Source organism: Brachybacterium vulturis (genome assembly GCF_002407185.1).
GTDB classification, from domain to species: domain Bacteria; phylum Actinomycetota; class Actinomycetes; order Actinomycetales; family Dermabacteraceae; genus Brachybacterium; species Brachybacterium vulturis.
This window is the reverse complement of record NZ_CP023563.1, coordinates 2,570,996-2,590,883: the sequence shown is the minus strand read 5'-3', so window position 1 is coordinate 2,590,883 and position 19,888 is coordinate 2,570,996. Positions and strand designations below refer to the sequence as shown.

The 19,888-nt window shown below is 63.7% G+C and carries 17 protein-coding genes and 1 pseudogene; 15 read left to right on the top strand and 3 right to left on the bottom strand.

The features are described from left to right. The first annotated feature begins 821 nt into the window (after nucleotides 1-821). From CFK38_RS11675 to CFK38_RS11625, 11 genes are all read left to right on the top strand, one after another. Nucleotides 822-1,592, top strand: a complete 771-nt coding sequence (locus tag CFK38_RS11675; protein WP_096803225.1) for a glucose 1-dehydrogenase — start codon at nucleotides 822-824, stop codon at nucleotides 1,590-1,592. Nucleotides 1,593-1,676: 84 nt separating this feature from the next. Further along, nucleotides 1,677-2,753: a substrate-binding domain-containing protein gene (locus tag CFK38_RS11670; protein WP_096803224.1), complete on the top strand. Its 1,077-nt coding sequence runs from the start codon at nucleotides 1,677-1,679 to the stop codon at nucleotides 2,751-2,753. Nucleotides 2,754-2,853: 100 nt separating this feature from the next. Next, nucleotides 2,854-4,356 (top strand): sugar ABC transporter ATP-binding protein, encoded by a 1,503-nt coding sequence (locus tag CFK38_RS11665; RefSeq protein WP_096803223.1) that lies wholly within the window; start codon nucleotides 2,854-2,856, stop codon nucleotides 4,354-4,356. Next, entirely contained in the window at nucleotides 4,353-5,321 is a 969-nt protein-coding gene (locus tag CFK38_RS11660) for an ABC transporter permease (RefSeq protein ID WP_096803222.1), read from the top strand. Before CFK38_RS11665 ends, CFK38_RS11660 begins: the two co-directional genes overlap by 4 nt. Before the next feature lie 20 nt (nucleotides 5,322-5,341). After that, nucleotides 5,342-6,385: a zinc-dependent alcohol dehydrogenase gene (locus tag CFK38_RS11655; protein WP_218192311.1), complete on the top strand. Its 1,044-nt coding sequence runs from the start codon at nucleotides 5,342-5,344 to the stop codon at nucleotides 6,383-6,385. A gap of 16 nt (nucleotides 6,386-6,401) precedes the next feature. Further along, nucleotides 6,402-7,271: a sugar phosphate isomerase/epimerase family protein gene (locus CFK38_RS11650; RefSeq protein ID WP_096803221.1), complete on the top strand. Its 870-nt coding sequence runs from the start codon at nucleotides 6,402-6,404 to the stop codon at nucleotides 7,269-7,271. A 190-nt stretch (nucleotides 7,272-7,461) separates the two neighbouring features. After that, the gene (locus tag CFK38_RS11645) at nucleotides 7,462-8,496 is read left to right on the top strand and encodes a zinc-dependent alcohol dehydrogenase (RefSeq protein WP_096803220.1); all 1,035 of its coding nucleotides are present in this window, start codon (nucleotides 7,462-7,464) and stop codon (nucleotides 8,494-8,496) included. Nucleotides 8,497-8,502: 6 nt separating this feature from the next. After that, nucleotides 8,503-9,996, top strand: coding sequence for a xylulokinase (gene xylB, locus CFK38_RS11640; protein ID WP_096803219.1), 1,494 nt, complete (start codon nucleotides 8,503-8,505; stop codon nucleotides 9,994-9,996). Nucleotides 9,997-10,028: 32 nt separating this feature from the next. Beyond that, nucleotides 10,029-10,955 (top strand): phosphotriesterase family protein, encoded by a 927-nt coding sequence (locus tag CFK38_RS11635; protein ID WP_245851021.1) that lies wholly within the window; start codon nucleotides 10,029-10,031, stop codon nucleotides 10,953-10,955. An 18-nt stretch (nucleotides 10,956-10,973) separates the two neighbouring features. Continuing rightward, the gene (gene eda, locus CFK38_RS11630; RefSeq protein WP_096803217.1) at nucleotides 10,974-11,624 is read left to right on the top strand and encodes a bifunctional 4-hydroxy-2-oxoglutarate aldolase/2-dehydro-3-deoxy-phosphogluconate aldolase; all 651 of its coding nucleotides are present in this window, start codon (nucleotides 10,974-10,976) and stop codon (nucleotides 11,622-11,624) included. Nucleotides 11,625-11,693: 69 nt separating this feature from the next. Beyond that, on the top strand, nucleotides 11,694-12,587 hold the full coding sequence (locus tag CFK38_RS11625) for an SIS domain-containing protein (RefSeq protein ID WP_096803216.1): 894 nt from the start codon (nucleotides 11,694-11,696) through the stop codon (nucleotides 12,585-12,587). Nucleotides 12,588-12,742: 155 nt separating this feature from the next. Here CFK38_RS11625 and CFK38_RS11620 read toward each other — a convergent pair whose 3' ends face one another. Further along, on the bottom strand, nucleotides 12,743-13,837 hold the full coding sequence (locus tag CFK38_RS11620; RefSeq protein WP_096803215.1) for a zinc-dependent alcohol dehydrogenase family protein: 1,095 nt from the start codon (nucleotides 13,835-13,837) through the stop codon (nucleotides 12,743-12,745). A 204-nt stretch (nucleotides 13,838-14,041) separates the two neighbouring features. On the opposite strand from CFK38_RS11620, the gene CFK38_RS11615 reads away from it, so the two are divergent. The 4 genes and pseudogenes from CFK38_RS11615 to CFK38_RS17615 all read left to right on the top strand — a co-directional run bounded on the left by CFK38_RS11615 (nucleotide 14,042) and on the right by CFK38_RS17615 (nucleotide 18,615). After that, complete coding sequence (locus CFK38_RS11615) at nucleotides 14,042-15,001, top strand: sugar-binding transcriptional regulator (protein ID WP_157773480.1); 960 nt, start codon at nucleotides 14,042-14,044, stop codon at nucleotides 14,999-15,001. 542 nt (nucleotides 15,002-15,543) lie between these two features. Then, a complete protein-coding gene (locus CFK38_RS11610) occupies nucleotides 15,544-16,485 on the top strand; it encodes a hypothetical protein (RefSeq protein ID WP_157773479.1) in 942 nt (313 codons plus the stop codon). Nucleotides 16,486-16,825: 340 nt separating this feature from the next. Then, nucleotides 16,826-18,012 (top strand): annotated as a pseudogene (locus CFK38_RS11605) (ISL3 family transposase); the annotation flags it as partial. Nucleotides 18,013-18,018: 6 nt separating this feature from the next. Next, the gene (locus CFK38_RS17615) at nucleotides 18,019-18,615 is read left to right on the top strand and encodes a site-specific integrase (RefSeq protein ID WP_096804333.1); all 597 of its coding nucleotides are present in this window, start codon (nucleotides 18,019-18,021) and stop codon (nucleotides 18,613-18,615) included. A gap of 18 nt (nucleotides 18,616-18,633) precedes the next feature. Here the strand turns inward: CFK38_RS17615 and CFK38_RS11595 are convergent, their stop codons facing one another. After that, nucleotides 18,634-18,945 carry a histone-like nucleoid-structuring protein Lsr2 gene (locus CFK38_RS11595; RefSeq protein WP_096803212.1) on the bottom strand — a complete coding sequence of 104 codons (312 nt, stop codon included), beginning with the start codon at nucleotides 18,943-18,945 and terminating at the stop codon, nucleotides 18,634-18,636. A gap of 26 nt (nucleotides 18,946-18,971) precedes the next feature. Next, nucleotides 18,972-19,853: a hypothetical protein gene (locus CFK38_RS11590; protein ID WP_096803211.1), complete on the bottom strand. Its 882-nt coding sequence runs from the start codon at nucleotides 19,851-19,853 to the stop codon at nucleotides 18,972-18,974. Nucleotides 19,854-19,888: the final 35 nt, after the last annotated feature.

The window sequence follows — 19,888 nt, the reverse complement described above, 5'->3', positions numbered from 1 at the left end:
CCGCGTGGTGCAGTGGCAGCGCGTCGCGGTGGCGGCGCAGTTCTTCAAAGCGCCTCGGGGCGAGGGGTTATGACCGAAGCTGCCGGCACAAACGTCGCCTGCCTGCCGTGCCGGACGGTCAAGTCTTCTCTACGGCGTCGAAACGCGGCGCGCACTCGAAGCGACCAGGTACCGGCCCGCACCACACACTGCGACTAAGCGCCGCTCTCTGGGTGTGGGCTTGCGGCCAACTGAAGGCGATTAAAAAACCTGGTCCAGCCTATAATGCGACTCCGCCCGCGACGCTTGGCGGTCGATGAGGAGGGCGGACTCGGGTGCCAGCGCCGCGGTGGTGGATGCGCTCGCAACCCCGGGTCTAAAGCAGGTATCGAGATGCCACAGTCGAGCCTGCTGCGCGGTGCCAGCTCTGTGTGGCGATCGCGTGTGGGCCCCCGCTGTCGGGGCATCCCGTGCAGGCGCGCTACGCGGAGAGTGGACGTCGGATCCCATCGAGGGCCGCAGTGTTGCCGTGACTATGCCCGAGACGTGACCTGAATAGTAGGCCGTGCTGGTATAGCGCGGGACGGCTTCGGTAGAGCAGCGACGCCATGTTCGGCCGGGCGGTCTGGGATCGCATCGGCGTGCGTAGGCAGTGGGGTTGCGAGTACCTAGTGATGTATGTAGTATCACTACTCCACGAGGCCCAGAGGTAGTCCCGGGCGAGGTGGACTCGGCTGAACGGTTGCGCAATGTGGCGATCGTGGGGATCGTATCGAGACTCAGCGGTCGATGTCGTAGGCGAACACAAGCACACCATCATCATCGACGATCTGGGAGCGACAATGCGTGACGAGATGTTCTCCTTGCACGGCAAGACCGCCCTCATCACAGGCGGTGCTCGCGGAATTGGCAAGACTGTAGCGGAGGCGCTTGGTCACGCAGGGGCAGATCTTGTTCTTTTCGACCTCGAGAAGGACTCTCTGGAGGCCGCTGCGGGCGAATTGCGAGAGAGTACGGGGCGCCGAGTTCTTGCGAGCGTCGTGAACGTGACGGACCATGATGCCGTCCGCGCCGCGATCGATGCGGCCTGGGAGCAGCTCGGCCCGATTCAGTTGCTCTTCAACAATGCTGGCATCGTCATGCAGAAGCCTGCGGTCGAGGCCTCTCCCGAAGAGTGGCGGCACGTGATCGACGTCAATTTGAACGGTGCGTTCATCGTTGCGCAGCTCTTCGGGAAGAAGCTCATCGACAACGAAGCCAGTGGCTCGATCGTCAATACCGGATCGATGTCAGGCACCATTGTCAACTACCCGCAGTTGCAGGCGTCATACAACGTGTCGAAGGCTGGAGTCGTTCATTTGACGAAATCCCTGGCATTCGAGTGGGCAGAACACGACATCCGTGTCAACTGTATGAGCCCCGGTTACATCTTCACAGATCTCACTTCTTCTGTTCGCAAGGATTGGCGGAACCAGTGGGCGGAGCTGACCCCGATGAAGCGATTGGGCCGTCCCGAAGAGCTGGCAAGCACAGTCATATACCTCCTGGCGGATTCATCCAGCTTCACCACGGGGGCAGAACTCACCGTCGACGGTGGATTCACCATCGTGTAGGTGCCAGGGCAGGGCAAGGCGCGGGCAGCTTCAGGCCTCACCCCCGATTCGTGCCGGTGGGGCAACAACGACAAGGAGACAGTCATGGTCAAGTTCAATAGGCGTCAGGCGTTCGCATTGGGCGGATTCGCCACGGTGACACTCGCGGCCTGCGGTGGGAACGGCGGGTCCGGTGGCAGCAGCGATGGCGGCGGCGGCGAGAAGTTCTCCATCGGGTTCGCGCTGAAGGTGCAGGATGCTCCCTACTTCGTCTCGCTCGCAGAAAAGGTCAAGGAGTTCGGCAGTGAGCACGGCTGGGACATCACCGTGTTGGACGCCGGCGGCGACTTGCAGCAGGAATCGGCGAACATGGACACGTTCATCGCCCAGGGCAAGGACCTGATCTTCGTCGATGCGATCGAACCGGACGCCATCGTCCCGAAAATCAATGCGGCCGCTGAGATGGGCATTCCAGTCATCAACCTCGACAGTGGCGTCTCCGAAGATGCCAACGATGTCACCACCGTCTACTCCGATAACAAGGAGAATGGACGACTGGTCGGCGTGGCGTACGCGGAGCATGTGGGCGACGAAGAGATCGATGCCGTGATCCTTAGCGGCTCTCAGGGCAACGTCGCCGGCCTGGAGCGCCGCACGGGCCTGTTCGCCGGCATCATCCAGGGCAAACTGGGCATCGAAGAGGATGAGGCGTGGACGCTCGCCGAGGAGTTCGAGCAGGAACTCACCTCCTCCGGCAAGGCCTCGAACGACGAGGCCGGCTTCCATGTTCTCGGCCAGGGCTGGGGGGAGTGGACTGAACCCGGGGGCCTGGTAGCTGCGGAGGACCTCATCACGGCCAACCCGAACATCACTGCCTTCCTCGGCGAGAACGACGCCATGCTCTTCGGTGCCATCACCGCACTGGGCACCTCCGGTCTGCAGGACGTCGACATCGTGGCGGCTGCTGACGGCGCCCAGGAGGCCATGGACATGATCCGCGAAGGCACCTACTTCGCGACTGGGCTGAACAGCCCGTCACTGGTAGCGCAGAAGGGCGTCGACATCGCCTACGAGATCCTCGTCGACGGCGCGGACGCCGACAGCTACGAGGACATCACTTTGACGGAGCCGGCCGCCATCACGGCTGAGAACGTTGACGAGTACTACGACCTCGGCTTCTGAGGTCATATGCAACGGGGGCCCCTCAGCCCGCCGTTGCCGGTCTCGCGGGACGGGTTGCCCTCTGCAGTGCAGAGCGCAGATAACGACGACGGGGTAGAAAATGGCACCAGACAGTATCGTTGAAGTGCGTAACATTTCCAAGCAGTTCGGTGGAGTCCATGCGCTGCGTGACGTCTCGATGGAAGTCAGGCGTGGAGAGGTCCACGCCATCATCGGTGAGAACGGGGCTGGAAAATCAACGCTGATGAAGATACTGGCGGGCGCGTACAAAAAGGACGAGGGTACCATCGTAATCGATGGAGAGCTCGTGGACGCGCAGTCGCCGAGAGACATCATCAATCGTGGCATCTCGGTGATCTATCAAGAATTCATGCTCGCACCGGATCTGACGGTTGCCGAGAACATCTTCATCGACGATCTCCAGCAGTCTCATCTCTTCATCAACTGGAGTGACCTGAATCGGCGAGCCAGCGAAGAACTGCAGAAGCTCGGATTTGGGCACATCAGCCCCACGACCAAGGTGCATAACCTCAGCGTCGCCTACCAGCAGATCGTAGAGATCTGTAAATCCCTGGTGAAAAAATCGAAGCTCATCATCTTCGATGAGCCAACCGCTGTGCTCACCCACGCCGAGACCGAGGGGCTCCTGGATATCATCCGGAAGCTGAACGGCAGCGGCGTCACGATCGTCTACATCTCGCACCGCCTCAAAGAGCTGTTCGCCATCTCTGACCGCATTTCAGTGCTCAAAGACGGTGGCCTCGTCGGTACGGTTGATACCTCCTCGATTTCGGAGGAGCAACTCGTGACGATGATGGTAGGCCGCGAGATCGAGCAGCTCTTCCCGGCGCGCGAAGGGCCCGGATTGACCCGGGAAGAGCAGAGCGAACTGCTGCGTGTCGAAGGGCTGTCCGTAGGTGACCTTGTCAAGGATGTGAACTTCACGGTGCGCCGCGGCGAGATCGTTGGGTTCAGTGGTCTTATCGGCGCGGGCCGCACCGAGACCATGAGAGCGATCTTCGGCGTCGACAAAAAGACAGGTGGGGAGATCTTTTGGAAGGGCGAGAAAATCTCGCCCAAGAATCCCCGGAAGTCTATCCGGATGGGAATCGGTCTTCTGCCCGAGGACCGCAAGGGTCAGGGCCTCGTGTTAGAGCAACCGATTCGCACCAACGCGACGCTGGTATCGCAGCGGGGGAACGGCTTCATCGGCGCGAAAGCGGAACGGCGAAAAGTCACTGAACTGCTGGAGACGGTTGCCACTCGGTACGGCTCGATGGACGACAACGTGGAGAGCCTCAGCGGTGGGAACCAGCAGAAGGTGTCACTGGCAAAGTGGTTGGCAGTGGATACCGAGCTCATCATTTTGGATGAGCCCACTCGAGGCGTGGATGTCGGTGCGAAGGTCGAGATGTACGGCCTTATCAATTCTCTTGCGGACAGCGGGGTCGGAGTCGTCCTCGTCTCGTCGGAGATGATCGAGATCATCGGGATCTGCGACCGGGCGCTCGTGATGCGAGAGGGAGAGGTCACGGGCGAGCTCAACAAGGAAGAGCTGACCGAAAGTAATCTGATCAAACTGGCGATGGGTGTCGAATCATGACGACAAGTCTGTCAGCGAAGCGGGGCTTCAGCTGGAAAGAGTTCCTGATAAGCAACAATACATTTATTATTTTGTTGCTGCTAGTGGTGGCCAGTTCACTGCTTTCCGATAACTTTTTCACGTTCATCAACGTGCGAAATATTTTCCTGCAGCAGGCAGGCCCGATTTTGGTGGCGCTGGGACTCTTGTGGGTCATCCTCGCCGGCGGGATTGACCTCTCTGTCGGGTCGGTGATGGCTGTCGGATCAGCGGTCTCCGCCATGCTGATCACGGAAATGGGGATGCACTACTCGCTCTCCATCGCACTGACACTCGCTGTGGGGCTTGCCTTCGGCTGTCTGGCCGGCGTTCTCGTAGCCTATTTCGGGATACAGGGATTCGTCGCGACCCTTGCGACCATGACAATTGCTCGTGGAACGGCATTCGTCATCACGAACGGCCGCCCCGTCAGTGTAGAGGGTGGGACGATCAACTCGCTTGTTTCCCCAGCCGCCTGGTATCCGATCATTTGGGTCACCGCCGTGATCGTCATCTCGGCGACGATCGTCCATCGATACACTGGCTACGGAAGAAAAGTTGTCGCCATCGGTAGCAACGAGACTGCGCTCAAGCTGGCCGGTGTGCGCACCAAGCGGTTCATCCTGTCCACATACGCACTATCGGGGGTGCTCGCGGCGCTGGCCGGCGTTTTTCTTACGGCGCGCTCCTCGACCGGAAGCGCGACGATCGGCGTTGGGCAGGAGCTCGACGCCATCGCAGCGGTGGTCATTGGTGGAGCAAGCCTGATGGGGGGCAAAGGCTTTGTCATGAACACCGTGGCGGGCGCCCTGATCCTGGGCCTGATCGGGAACATCATGAATCTCATGGCGGTGCCTTCTTACCCGCAGGGCATCATCAAGGGCGTAATCATCATCGCGGCCGTTCTGCTGCAGGTGGCCACCGGTAAGAAGGAGAAAACCGTCTGAGTGACGAAAGGAGATTGGCGATGAAGGCGATCGTGGTGAACGCAGACGGGCGTGTTCAGGTCAAGGAGATCGATCGGCCCGACGTGAAGTCTCACCAGGCTCTCGTGGCGACCATTGCCGGGGGGATCTGCGGCACGGATGCCACCCTGCTCCAATGCAGCTTCAAGGGAGTCGGGCCCGCAAGCTATCCCCTCGTGCTGGGCCACGAGTCCGTGGGGCGGGTTATCGACGTGGGCGAGGATGTTATCTCTTACAAGCGCGGGGATATTGTCCTTCTGCCCTTCGTGCCGCAACCTAGTGCAGATGGCCAAAACCTCGGTTCTGCGTGGGGAGCTTTCAGCGAGTTCACGCTGGTGGACGACGCCGCTGCCTTCGCTACCGGCAAGATTGCAGGCCTGGCGCCTGAGGCTGCTTTCGCGCAATCGATCGTGCCGGCGTCAATCGATCCCGTGGACGCAACGGTTATCATCACGCTGCGAGAAGTCCTCAGCGGCATCCGCGTGAGCGGCATCGACCTCGGGCAGCCGATCATCATCTACGGCTCTGGTCCGGTGGCGATGGCGTTCACGGCACTGCTTCGGCAGCTCTGCGCCGAACAGCTCATCGCGGTGGTCCGCAGTGACGAGAAGGCGGAGTTGATGAGGAGATTCGGTGCGAGCAGCACCATCAACTCTTGTGCCCAGAGCGTCCAGGATGGACTCCGTGACCTAGAGGTTTCTGGAGTCGGCGCAGTCATCGATGCGGTCGGAAGTGCGTCCGTCATCAATGAGGGCATCCCGCTGCTCCAGGACCGAGGCATCATGTTCTGCTACGGAGTCCCGAAAACGCACAGCATGGACCTTGAATGGTCGGAGGCTCCCTACAACTGGACTCTCAAGTTCCAGCAGTTTCCTCGCAAGGACGAGGAGGGTGAATGCCATCAGCAGATCGTCGACTGGGCTGAGTGTGGCGATATCGTGCTCTCTAAATTTATTTCTGAGATCGTTCCGGTCGATGACTCCCCCGAGCTCTTCGAACGCTATCTTGCCGGCAGAACGTCTGGGAAAATCGTTCTCAAATTTTGATTAGGCGGAAGTAAAAATGGACATTGGATGTCATGGACTGGTGTGGACTGGTTCCTTCGAGGCTCCGGGCATTCGCCTGGCTGCACAGAAGACGAAGGAAGCGGGGTTCGACCTTATCGAGTACCCCCTCATGGACCCCTTCTCTTTCGATACCAAGGCGGCGGTGTCGGCCTTGGATGAGTACGGCCTGAAGGCGAGCGCCTCCCTCGGCCTGTCAGAGGGCACAGACGTGTCAAGCTCCGACGCTCAGATCGTCGCCGCTGGCGAGGAGCTGCTCATGCGTGCAGTCGACGTCCTCGCAGACATTGGAGGGACGTACCTGACGGGCGTGATCTCCAGTGCGATGTCGAAGTACATGGAGCCGGCCACCGAGGTGGGTCTCCAGAACTCCAAGCGCGCTATCGGACGGGTGGCCGATCACGCTGCGGAGCGTGGTGTGAATCTGGGACTCGAAGTCGTGAATCGGTATGAGACGAACATCCTGAACACGGCTCGGCAAGCGATGAGATTCATCGAGGAGGTCGAGCGGCCGAACCTCAGCATGCACCTCGATACCTACCATATGAATATTGAAGAATCCGATATGGTTTCTCCTGTCCTGGACGCAGGCGACGTGCTCAGATATGTCCATATCGGCGAGAGCCATCGCGGATATCTCGGGACGGGGTCTGTTGACTTCGACAATTTTTTCAAGGCGCTTGGTCGGGTCTCGTACGATGGCCCTATCACCTTCGAATCGTTCTCCTCCGCCGTGGTGGCGCCGGATCTGAGCCGATCTCTTGGGATCTGGCGAAACCTCTGGAGCGACAGCGCTGCTCTCGGAGCCCACGCCAATCGATTCATTCGAGATCGCCTCGAAGCTGTCGAGACCATCGCGCTGCACTAGTCGCACGCGAGTGTCTCCATCTGGTCTCGCGGAGGGTTCCTGCTCGACTGGCGCTGCATGCATGCAGTTGTTCTGAAGAACCGGCCGGGACGCCGATGTGGTGGATGGATGCTTTCCGGAGCCGCTATGAACTGCCTCGTTAAAATGTCGCATTGCAACTATTGAGTGTTATTTACCAAAGGAGCCGGAGATGTCGCGCAACAGCCGTCGAATCACTTTTCATGGGGGCGCCGAGGTGAGCCTCGCTCACGAATCGGTGGCTGATCCAGGGGAGGGAGAGGTCCTGGTCGCCACGAGACTTGTCGGCCTGTGCGGCACGGACCTCCATGCGGTCCAGGGCGACCATCCCTTCATCGACCTGCCCTATTCGCCCGGGCACGAGGCCGTCGGTATCGTCGACGCAGTCGGCGAGGGCGTTGAAGGCGTCGCTGTCGGAGATCGAGTGGTGATAGAGCCAAATCTCTACTGCGGTACCTGCGCGAACTGCCTGGCAGGCGCCTACAACATCTGTGACGAGTTGATCGTCTTCGGCTGCCAGTCACCTGGCGGCATGAGCGACTATTTCCTCATCGACGCATCCCGCCTCCATGCGATCCCGGCGAATCTTCCCGACGCATATGCGGCGCTCATCGAGCCACTCGCCACGCCCGCCCACGCTGTGGCCAAGGCTGAAGTGTCCGAGGGGACGAAGGTGGCCGTCCTTGGTGCTGGCACCATTGGAGTGCTTGTCGCGCTCGTCTCCAAGGCTCGCGGGGCACGCCAGGTGGTGATCACCGACACCGATCCGATGAAACGAGAACGTGCTCTCCGTCTGGGCATCGACGTCGCGCTGAGCCCCGCGGAATTCTCGCAGCAGACTGCTGACGCGCCGGACTTCGACGTCGTCTTGGACTGCGTCGCCAACGCACCTTCCTCCGCACAGGCTGTCGGCGCGGTCCGCAAGGGCGGGACGATGATCGTGGTCGGTGTGCCGGCGGAGTCGCTCATGTTCCCGCTGCACCTGGTGCAGGACCGCGAACTGCGAGTGTTGGGAACCCTCATGTACACGAAGGACGACTTCGAATGGGCGATGGAGTTCCTTGCCGGCCGCCCGGCCGGTCTCGATGACCTGATCACCTCGTACTACGGTCTCGAAGAAGCCGGGGCGGCGCTTGCTGCGGCACTCTCCGGAGCTGAAGGCAAGGTCGTCGTGACACCCGACGCTGTCCTATCTGCAGGGGCGTGAGGTGCTGTGATACTCGCTCATGACCTGGGGACCACAGGGAACAAGGCATCGCTCCACGATGACTCCGGTCGATTGCTCGTTGCGACGACGGTGGAGTACAGCACCGATTTCCGCCCTGGTGGCGTCGCTGAGCAGTCCGCTGACGACTGGTGGAACGCCGTTCGGCACGCCACGAGTGAGCTGCTCGCGACGAGCGGACGGCCAGCGGACGAAGTGTCCGGACTCGTCATCTCTGGGCAGATGATGGGCGCCGTCCTACTCGACAGCGACTTCCACCCGGTGCGTCCCGCCATCATCTGGGCCGATGACCGCGCAACGGTCCAGACTGCTCAACTTCTCGAACGCATCCCCGCTGCGGAGGCATACCGTGAACTGGGGCACCAGCTGAACCCGACCTACTCCATCGCGAAGGTGATGTGGGTACGGGATCATGAACCCGAGGCGTGGCGCCGGGTGAGGCACGTGTGCCTTGCAAAGGACTATGTGAACTACCTCCTCACCGGAGAGCTGGTGACCGATCCCTCCGATGCCTCGAGCACGAATGCCTATGACCAGCAAATCGGTCAGTGGTCGACACGGGTGCTGGAAGCCGCGGGCATCGATCCTGCGCTGATGCCGCGCATCGTGCCATCCACCGACATCATCGGCCACGTCACTGAGCGGGCGGCAGCCAAGATCGGACTGCGCGCTGGCACACCCGTGGTCGCGGGTGGCGGTGACGGACCGATGGCAGCAGTTGGCGCCGGGGTTATCTCCGAAGCCGACGGTGTCTACGTCAGCCTTGGTTCATCGTCCTGGGTCTCCTGCGCGTCAGATGTACCGATGCATGACCCGCAGATGCGGTCAATGACCTTCAACCACGTGGTGCCCGGAAAGTTTGTCCCGACGGCCACTATGCAGGCTGGAGCTGCCAGCGTGTCGTGGGCGAGGGAGACGCTGAAGCTGACGGGAGTGTCGACCACCGAGGCAGTCGAAGGAGCGGCAGAGGGGAGAGGCGCATCGGCCGGCCTGTACTTCCTGCCCCACCTCATGGGGGAGCGCTCGCCCTACTGGAACGCTGAAGCCGCCGGCGCCTTCGTCGGGCTGGAAAGGTTCCACACGTCTCAGGACATGATGCGAGCTGTGCTCGAGGGCGTGGGCTTCAACCTCGCCACCTGCCTGGGGGCGCTGCGCGACGCAGGTCGAGACATCGATGGGGTCGACGCGATTGCTGGGGGAGCATTGAGCGATACCTGGCTGCAGATCCTCGCTGATATCTGGGGTCTGCCGGTCCGTCGGAGGACCGTGGTCCGGGAGGCCAACAGCATGGGTGCAGCGGTGACCGGGCTCGTAGGGCTGGGCCGCGCAGATTTCGGGGCTGCGCGAGGGCTATCGCACATCTCTGCGGAGTTCGCTCCCGACCTGGATTCGCACGCGGGCTACCGTAACAATCACGAGATGTTCCTCGACGCGTACTCCCGGCTGGAAGGCTGGTTCACAAAGCGGGCGGCGCTGTTGTGAGCGGACGCATCGTACGCACCATCCTCGGGGACGTGGCGCCCGAGGATCTGGGTGTCGTGGACTATCACGACCACCTGTTCCAGACGACCCCACTGCTGCCCGGGGATGAGCTGAATGACGAGGGGCGCAGCCACGATGAGGCCGCAGCTCTGGTGGCGACGGGCGTCGGCTGCTTGGTGGAGGCCACCCCCATCGGCCTCGGCAGGATGCCGAGCGCCGTGGCGCGGATCTCGCGGTCCCTCGGGATTCACGTCGTCCACACCACCGGAGTCCACCGAGAGTCCCATTACCCGTCACAGCCAGACTTGACGACCATGAGCGCTGTGCAGCTCGCGGAGATGTTCCGGGCGGAACTTATTGACGGTTTCGGTGAAGGCGCGGAGGCGAGCGGTGGCGGGCCGGCCCGAAGCCATGGCCGCGCAGGCCTCGTGAAGGTCGGGATTGGATACTGGTCGCTCACCACGTTCGAGCGGCGGGCTATAGAGGCAGCCGGTGCTGTGAGTGCCGAACTCGGCGCTCCCGTGATGGTTCACCTCGAGCATGGCAGTGCCGCGCATGAGGTGCTTACGATGCTCGCAGAGGCAGGCTGTCCCGAGGACCGCGTTGCGCTCGCGCACATCGACCGCAACCCCGATCCCGGGCTGCATCTCGAGTTGGCGGCACGTGGCGCATACCTGGGCTACGACGGCAGCGCACGGCACAAGTCATGGCCCGATGGCATGCTGATCGACTGCCTTGAGCAGGTTTTTGCGGGCGGTGGTGGAGACCGGGCGTTGCTGGGCGGAGACGTCGCCCGAAGTAGTCGGTACGAGTCCTATGGTGGGTTACCGGGTCTCGCGTACACCTACCGGAGATATCTGCCGCGCGTACGAGCTGCCATCGGCGAGGAGGCCGTCACTCGATTGACCACGGTGAATCCTGCCGAATGGCTCACCTGGCGATATGGACCCGAGAAATGAGGAGAAGAGGTGACAAGCATGAGTACAGACGGAGACAGCACGATTGAAGAGATCTGCCGGATCAGCCCAGTGGTGCCCGTAGTCAAAGTGCCGAACGTCGAGACAGCCGTGAACGTGGCTAAGGCGCTCGTGCGTGGAGGTGTACCGGTGATCGAGCTGACGCTGCGCACCAGTGCGGCGATCGATGCGATTCGGGCGATAACGGCGGAGGTTCCCGAGATCACGCTTGGCGCCGGCACGGTGACCACCCCCGAGCAGGTCTTCCTCGCAGTGGAGGCTGGCGCACGTTTCATCGTCTCGCCGGGATCTCCGCGGGAGCTCCAGGAGGCCGTCCTGGATGCCGATATTCCCGCTCTGCTCGGCGCAGCCACGGTATGTGAGATGATGCAGCTCGCGAGTCGCGGGTGGCGATCCATGAAGTTCTTCCCTGCGGAAGCTGCTGGCGGGATGAGTTATCTTTCCAGCGTTCGCGGACCGCTACCTGATCTGCAGTTCTGCCCCACCGGCGGCGTGAATCGGAAGAATGCCTCGGAATACCTCGCGCTCGCCAATGTCGCGTGCGTCGGTGGATCATGGCTCACGCCAGAGGCAGCCGTCGAGGCGGGGGATTGGGACACGATCGAGCAGTTGGCACGGGACGCCTCGCAGCTCCGCAGCCGCACACCATGACCACAACCGAATTCCAGGCGCGCGACGGCACGTATCTGTTGCGGGCCAAGCCTTGACGGAGGGGGAGTGATGACTACACACGACTCTACGACGACACGGTATGTCGAGGGGTTTTCGGTTTTCGAGCGGTTGCGCCAAGAGATGTCGACGATGCGGAAGTCTGAGCAGAAGGTCGCCAAGCTCGTACTGGAGTCTCCGGCGGACATCCTCGGGTCTACGATGGTCGCGGTGGCAGAGGCCGCTGGCGTCTCCGAGCCCACAGTGATGCGTTTTGCGCTGCGGCTCGGATATGACGGGTTCCAGGCATTCAAGCTTGACCTCGCGAAGGTCCTCGCGCTGGGGGTTCCGGTCACGTACTCGGGGATCGAAGCCGGCGACTCTGTGGAGATCATGGCGCAAAAGGTCTTTGACCACACCATCAGTAGCCTTGACCGGGCCCGTAAGACCTACGATGCCGCGGCATTGGCCCTGGCCGTCGACCATCTGGTCGCCGCGACGTCGGTGACGTTCATCGGATTCGGCGCCTCGAGCATCATCGCCCAAGATGCCGAGCAGAAATCCGGACTGTTCGGAGTGCCCTGCTCCGCACCGACCGATGCGCATCAGCAATTCATGGCAGCGTCCATGTGTGAGCCAGGCTCGGTCTTTTTCATCATCTCCAACACCGGCAACACGGAGATCGTGCTCGAGGTCGCTGAGCTGGCGAGACGGTACGGAGCAACCGTTATCGGCCTCACCGGGGGTCAAACACCCCTGGTGCCGTACTGCGACGTGGCGCTCATCGCCAAGACCTATGAGGACACAGAGGTGTTCACCCCCACAGTCAGCCGTCTCGCCGGCCTCGTCGTCATCGACATCCTTGCCACGGCTGTGGCAGCCAAGCTTGGCACCCATCACCTCGATCGGGTGCGGACGATGAAGCGTGAACTCGGTCGGTTCCGCGCCGGCAAGACTGTCACCTGACCGCTCACCGGGTCCATGGGGACTCGATGTTGTCGCCGATCATAAACAGCAGCACGGCCAGGTAGCCGACCAACAGGGGACGGAGAGCCCCAACTTCTCGAGGAGGATGACCGGCCGCGAGGGCACGGGGAGTGAGACGGGCGCGATGGGAGAGCTCATCGGTCGTCGCTCCGCACCACGGCGACCTTGCCCCCGACACCGGAGTCCGCGGTCCGGTATGCCTCGTCGACCTGGGCGAGGGGGAAGGCGTGGGTGACGATCTTCTCGGGGTGCAGGCCCCAGCGGTCGAGGTTTTCGAGCAGCTCACGCATGTGGTGGATGCTCGAGACCCAGGAGCCGTGCAGAGTGATCTGCCGGTGGATCAGCTCCGCGGAGACGTCTGTGGTGAGCGTGCCGCCCTCTCCCACCAGCACGGTGCGGCCCCAGCGGCGAGTACTCCGCAGGGCGGTGGACTGGCCGGCCCCGCTACCCGAACAGTCCAGTGCCACGTGCGCGCCGTCCCCGAGCAGTCCGGGGAGGTCGGCGGCCTCCACGGCGTGGTCGACAGCGTCGAGCTCGAGCGCCTGCGCCCGGCGGTCGGGGGAGGGATCGGTGCCGACGACGGTCGTGGAGCCCAGAGCGCGGGCTAGCATCCCGGTGGCGAGGCCGACGGGGCCGAGCCCGACGACCAGGACGGTGTCGGCGCCGGTGACGTCGGCCCGGCGCAATGCCTCGTAGGCGGTGCCGAAGCCGCAGGCGACGCAGGCGCCGTCGAGGTAGGTGAGGGAGTCCGGCAGGGAGAGGAGGTCCTTCTCCTCGGCCAGCAGGTACTCGGCGTGGCCGCCGTCCCGCTGCCAGCCGTAGGCGGCGCGGCGGGGCGAGAGGCAGCCGATGGGGTATCCGCGGCGGCACTCCTCGCAGAGACCGCATCCGGAGATGTGGTAGACAACGCGGCGGTCGCCGACGGCGGTGGCCTGGACGTCCTCGCCCACGGCGACGACTCGTCCGCAGGGCTCATGCCCGCCGATTACGCCCTGGTAGGCCTCGGGGCCGGATCCCAGGTGCTCGCGGTAGATAGCGCGGAGGTCGCTACCGCAGATGGTCGAGGCGCGCACCTCGAGGAGGACCTGGCCGCGGCCGGGCTCCGGGATCGGGACACTGTGCAGCTCGGTCCGCGATCCGCCGGGCAGGTACGCGGCTTGCATGGTCGTCTCCCCGGTGCTCGCGGAGGTGTCCTGCGGACCCGCGGTGGGGGTGGCGGTGCCGGTCATGTCTGTCTCCTTCGACGGATGGGCGCTCACAGCGCTGGGGGGTGCTTTCGAGCATCCAGATCCGTAGGTGTTGGCGTCAATCGAATCGGGCCGAGCCGCACCGTCCTGCGCTCGGATGAGCACCGGGGGTGTGGGCTGGGGCACAAAGGATCCGCGAGGGATAGCCTTCGAGGCACGGCACGGGCTATTCGCGAGGGAGGGCCGATGGACACCTGGAGTGCACTGCAGGCAATCGAGGTCGCCAGAGCGCATCTGGTGGACGGCCGGTCGCTCACCGAGATCGCGGCCGAGCTCAGTATCAGCCGGTTCCGCGCCGGCAGGCTGATGCAGGCCGCTCGGGAACAGGGCTGGGTGGACATCCGCATCGCCGACCCGCCCGGCCTCGATTCGGGTCTCTCCCGGGAACTGGCGGAGCTGGGCCGGGTGCACGGGGTGGGGCGGGTGCTGGTGACACCGGATGAGGGCGGCCGGCCAGCCCTTGAGCGCGCCGCCGCAGATGCGATCGAGGACAGTGCCGAGGCGGGGGATGTCGTCGGCCTCGCCTGCGGATACACAGTCAACCGGGTCGTCTCCGCGATCCGTCGGCTGCCCCGCAGTGAGGTCGTCCAGCTCACCGGACTCACCGCGCCCGGCAGTGTCTCCGACAGCTCCGTGGAGACGGTGCGGCGGGCTGCCCGGATGACCGAGCAGAAGGTGCGCCCGGTCTATGAGCCGATGGTGCAGCCTACTGCTGCGCTCGCCGCGGAGAAGCAGCAGCATCCGAGCCTGGTGCGGGCCTTTGCCACCTGGGACCGGCTGAGGCTCGCCCTGATCACCATCGGCTCCTGGGAAGCAGGGGAGTCCAATGTGTTCGACGCCCCAGCCCTCGATGAGGGACTGCGCCAGCGGGCCACGCGGGAGGGTGCCGTCGCCGAATTCTGCGGTCACCTGATCGACAGGGAGGGCAAAACCGTCGCCCCCGCCGTCACCGCATGCTGCCTCGCCGTACCCCTCGAAAGACTCCGCGCCACCCGCGAGAATGTCGTGGTCGTCGCCCGTGCAGAACGATCGCATGCTGTCGTTGCGGCGCTGCGAGCAGGTGTGGCGGACACGTTGGTAACCGCCGAGGGAGCTGCCCGGCAAGTGCTCGAGAACGCCGACCGGCCGGGCGGGCGACTTCTATGACCGGGGACCGTGCGGTTGGTGACCGAGCTCGGCTGCCGCGACCTGCCCACCGATCGCACCCCGGTGTCGACAACGTCATGACCTCATACACCTAGGCGAGGGGGACTGGGGCTACGACAGCTGGTGGTGGAGCGACCCCCTCGGGAGCTCGGGCGGGGCGCGCTCCTGTTAGGGGGATTGATCAGCCCGATGGTGTTAAAGAGCGACACGCGGAACCCCCAGGTTCAAGTTGACTAGGTTGTCGGCGCGCGAGGGGCGGCAAGTTCGGCAGGCTTAGCTCCAAGAGGTGTCACGACTGATCTCGCGCTCGTCGGACGCGCCAGACGGAGTCGCTCTTCGTGCAGTCGTCTCCCTCGAAGGGATCCCCCCGTCGTGAAGCCGCCCTCATGAGTGGCTAAGATGCCGCCTGTCGGACACTTTTCGATGGACCGCTTCACAGAAACGAGAGCACTTTGCGGCTTGTTCGAGCTATTCGCTCCGCCCCCGTCTACTGGCTCCTCAAGCTGGCCGTCGTCATCTATTTCTTCATGTGGTTCTCGGGCATGAACGACATCGAGCCTTCACCGCATACAGCTCAGAACGTCGCAGTAGCAGCGGTCGCGGTGATCGCGTGGGGTCGTCTCCGCAACCTCTTGATCCGGATCTACCCGCTCCGCGGTGAATCCATTCCCGAGGATAAGTGGATCCTTCAGCTCTACCCCCGCGCTCTCGCGTGCGGCATCATCTGGATCGCAATGTCGGCGCAGAGCGTCGAGATGGACAGCTCGTTCCTGACCGCGCTCTTCGCGACGTTCGTCCTGCTCCTGGTGCGGCCGGTCCCGCTGATCAACATGCCTCTGGGGCTGATTGCCGCCGCGCTCGGGCTGATCCTGATGTTCGTCGGGGAGAGCTACCTCCACCCGACCGACACCGATCTCGTCATCACGGGCCTGCTCCTGACCCTCCTGGGTCTCGAGGCGGCTTTCGACAGTCTGGTCCACGTCACCGGCAGGGACCGACGAATCGAGAGCAGGGAGACGAAGGCCCTGAAGGGCGAGAAGGTGCGAGAGGCCCGCCGGAAGCGCTGGGAGGGCAAGACCCCGCCGGCGGTCATGGATGAGCAGATCTACATGGATTGGGAGGCCTACCAGATGGATGTGGAGAGGAACGATCCCGATGCCCACTCGAAGAATCTGCTGCGTGAACTGCAAACCCATCTCGAAGCCAGGCGTCTGAGCGAAGCAGCCAAGGCGCGCGGCGTCTATCCCGGAGACGACTTCCCGATCGACGCGATCCCGCGTTCTGATCAGCGCACGCTGCACAAGAGCATGATGGCGCGGCGCAATCACTCCGATCCCGTCGCCCCAAGCCTCGTCACGAACGCAGACGGCGGCATCGTTGGGGGATCCGGCGGTGTCACCTGGATCGGCTACGGCCACTGGTCCCTGGACGAACTTGAGGACTGGAAGCGCAGCTGGCTCGAGCAGGAGGCCGCCCAAGGCTGAACGCCCCCACTCGGAGGAAGCCGCCGTCACCTGCTGCGGCAGGTGACGGGGGTTCTTCATGTCCTGGTGGAGGTGGGGATCTCGACGGTGTCGGGATCCGGGAGCGGATCTGGACACGCGACGCCGTGAACAGCGTGCTGCCCCCTCCCTCCTGACTTGCACAGGTTGAGAGCGGTTCGCAGCCGTCCTGAGGATATTAGGGCTGGTGAGCACGTTTTTGAGGCTCTTCGCAGCTGAGAGGGTAGCTGCGGGGCACGGGCCGGGCGCGCCGGTGCCGGGATAGACGCCGAGGTCTCCCGAAGATGGAAGTTCTCACGCTCGCCATCAGGAAGACCTCGACGTGCCCAACGCTACCTTCGACAGCCCCGACCTGACGACCTTCACCCGGCTCGAGGAACTCGGTCTGGTCGTGGTCGGCCAAAGACTCACGGCCCACCGAGCGGTGCTGGAATGCCGGGTCGCCGAGGAGGATCCATGGTGCCGCGCCTGCGGAGCACTCTCGACCTCGCGGGGCTCCATCTCGCGGACCTGGCGCAGGAGCCGTTCGGTCACCGTCCCACGACGCTGCTGGTGCGGATCCGCCGTTACCTGTGTGACCACTGCGGGTACCGCTGGCGCGAGGACATCACCGCTGCAGCGGCCGAGCGGGCGAAGCTCTCCCGTGGCGGGATGCGGTGGGCGCTGGAGGCCCTGGTCATCGATCACCTTTCGATCGCGCGGGTCGCCGCTGGGCTGGGCGTGGCCTGGCACACCGCGAACGACGCCGTCTTGGCCGAGGGGAAACGACTGCTCATCGATGACCCGGCCCGCTTCGACGGCGTTCGCGTGATCGGCGTCGATGAGCATGTCTGGCGCCACACCCGCCGCGGCGACAAGTACGTCACCGTGATCATCGACCTCACCCCCATCAGGGACAAGACCGGGCCGGCGAGGCTGCTGGACATGCTCGAGAGACGTTTCAAAGCAGCGTTCAAGGCTTGGCTGGAGGCCCGCCCCGAGGCGTGGAAGGACCATATCGAGGTCGTCGCGATGGACGGGTTCTCCGGGTTCAAGACCGCCACCAGCGAGGCCCTGCCCGGCGCGGTCGCGGTGATGGATCCGTTCCACGTCGTCCGCCTCGCCGGGGACGCTCTGGATGACTGTCGGCGCCGGATCCAGCAGCAGCTCCACCAGCGCAGAGGCCGTAAGGACGACCCGCTCTACAAGGCCCGCCGCACTCTCCACACCGGGTCCAAGTTCCTTACCGAGCGGCAGAGCGAGCGCCTCAGCAGTCTGTTCAGCAGTGAGAAGCACGCCGCGGTCGAGGCGACCTGGGAGATCTCCCAGGCCATGATCGCCGCCTATCGAGAAGCCGACCGGGTCCGAGCCAGAACGATGATGGAGAAGGTCATCGCGGCACTCAGCGCGAAGGCCCCGGACGCCCTCGTCGAGCTGGGAAAGCTGGGCCGGACGCTGGCTAAACGCGCTGACGACGTCCTGGCATTCTTCGACCGACCCGGCACCAGCAACGGTCCCACCGAGGCGATTGAGTCGATGGACGATCTGTCCACCATTGTCGGCAAGCGTGATCGCGCAGTTCTCCTGTTGGGTCTGGCAACTGCCCAACGTCGCAGCGAAATCGCCGATCTGACCACCAAGGACCTCACCCGCCTCGACAGCGGACTCCTCGTGCGCATCAGGCCTTCGAAGACAGACCAGACGGGGAAACGAGACGTGATCGGGGTGCCCCTGGGAAAACACCCTGAGACCTGCCCCGTTCTCGCGGTCGAAGACTGGCTAGAAGCGAGCGGCCGACGAATCGGTGACGGGCACCCGCTATTTTCCCGCGTCTTCAACCAGGCACGCGTGTCCACCACGAAGATCTCCGACCGTTCCATCGCCCGGATCGTCCAGGCTCGCGCGGCGGCAGCCGGGGTCACGGGCAAGGAGTATTCCCAGGTGTTCGGCACCGAGTCCCGGATCTCCGGCCACTCGCTTCGTGCAGGGCATGCCACCTCGGCCGCCGAAGCAGGGCTCGACCCGATGACCATCGCGCGCACCACCCGGCATCGGCGACTGGACTCACTGGCCAGGTACGTCCGTCCGGCCAGCGCTGTCGAAGACTCCACTGCCGGTCAGATCGGGCTCTGACGAGGCGAGGCCACGACGTCAGCTGGACTTGAGGTACGCCTCCTTCACCGTGACCGGGATGCGTCCGCGATCGGAGACAACGTACCCGTTTCTCCCGGCCCAGTCGCGGATCAGCTTCGCCTCATTCCCCGAGCCCGTTCCACGCTTCGCACGACCCCCGATGCGTCGCGCGGACGACGTCCACGTCACGAAATCCGAGCGCATCTCGGATGCGTTCTCGTCGTTCAAGTCGATCTCGTAGCGGACACCATCCAATGCGAAAGTAACGGTGCTGGTCGCAACTGATCCGTCGATGTCATCGACCAGGACGGTTTTCGTCTTACGAGCCATCGATACCTCCATGTTCGAGTTCTACGTCATGGGCGACTGTAGTCGGAGAACGCACACTTCAGCAGTTTCATGACCTCGCTCAGATGGGATCCGACTTCACGTCGAGCGGCCTGCTGGGTGGCGCCGAGCTTGTCGATGATCTCTTGTCGGGTGGCGAGATCGCCTTGGGCGTGGTCGGCGAGATAGATGCGGGCGACCGTGGCCATCTGCACCGGTTCGCGCTTCATGGCTCGGCGACCCGAGAGCTGACGCTCCTCGTCCTGTCGCTCGCATTCGGCGATGACGGCATCCAGGCGCTGCTGACGCTCCGGCAGGGCCAGGTCCGGGGTGTCTTCGCTGACCAGTCCGGGCTCGTTGGTCAGATTCGGATCCTGCAGCGGGACGGCGGTCAACGAGCACAGGTCCTCGGCGGTGGCCAGGACGGACTGGCGTGCGGGGTCCTTGCGAGTGGCGCGCATGCGTGCGTTGTGGAATTCGACCAGTTCCTCGTCTGCCGGGGTACGGGCGTGTTCGCGTTCGAACAGTTGGCGGGACCGTGCCAGCGCCTTGGCCTTGCGGTCATGGGCGCTGTCGCCGGGGACGCCAGCGGTGCCGTCCAGCAGGCCGCGGCGACGGTCCTCGCGAACGAAGTAGCGCGTCTCCTGCTCCAGGATCACCGGGAGGTTTCGCGAGTAGTTGAAGACCTGGCTGGTGCCGGGGCCGGCCTTGGCGCGCCAGCGCGTGTCGACCATCTTCATCAGCGCCTGGCCGAAGTAGGACAGCGCCGTGTCCTTGTCGCGGTAGTCGAGGTGGGCGATGCGCTGGGCGCGACGGATGACCCTCGCGATCTCGGCCTCGTTCTCGAGCAGGAAGTCATCCAGCAGGGCCCGGGCCGCCTCCTGGTCGCGGGTGTGCAGGATCTGGCACATCTGCGCCTTCCACGGGGTCGCCAGCGTGTCGCGGT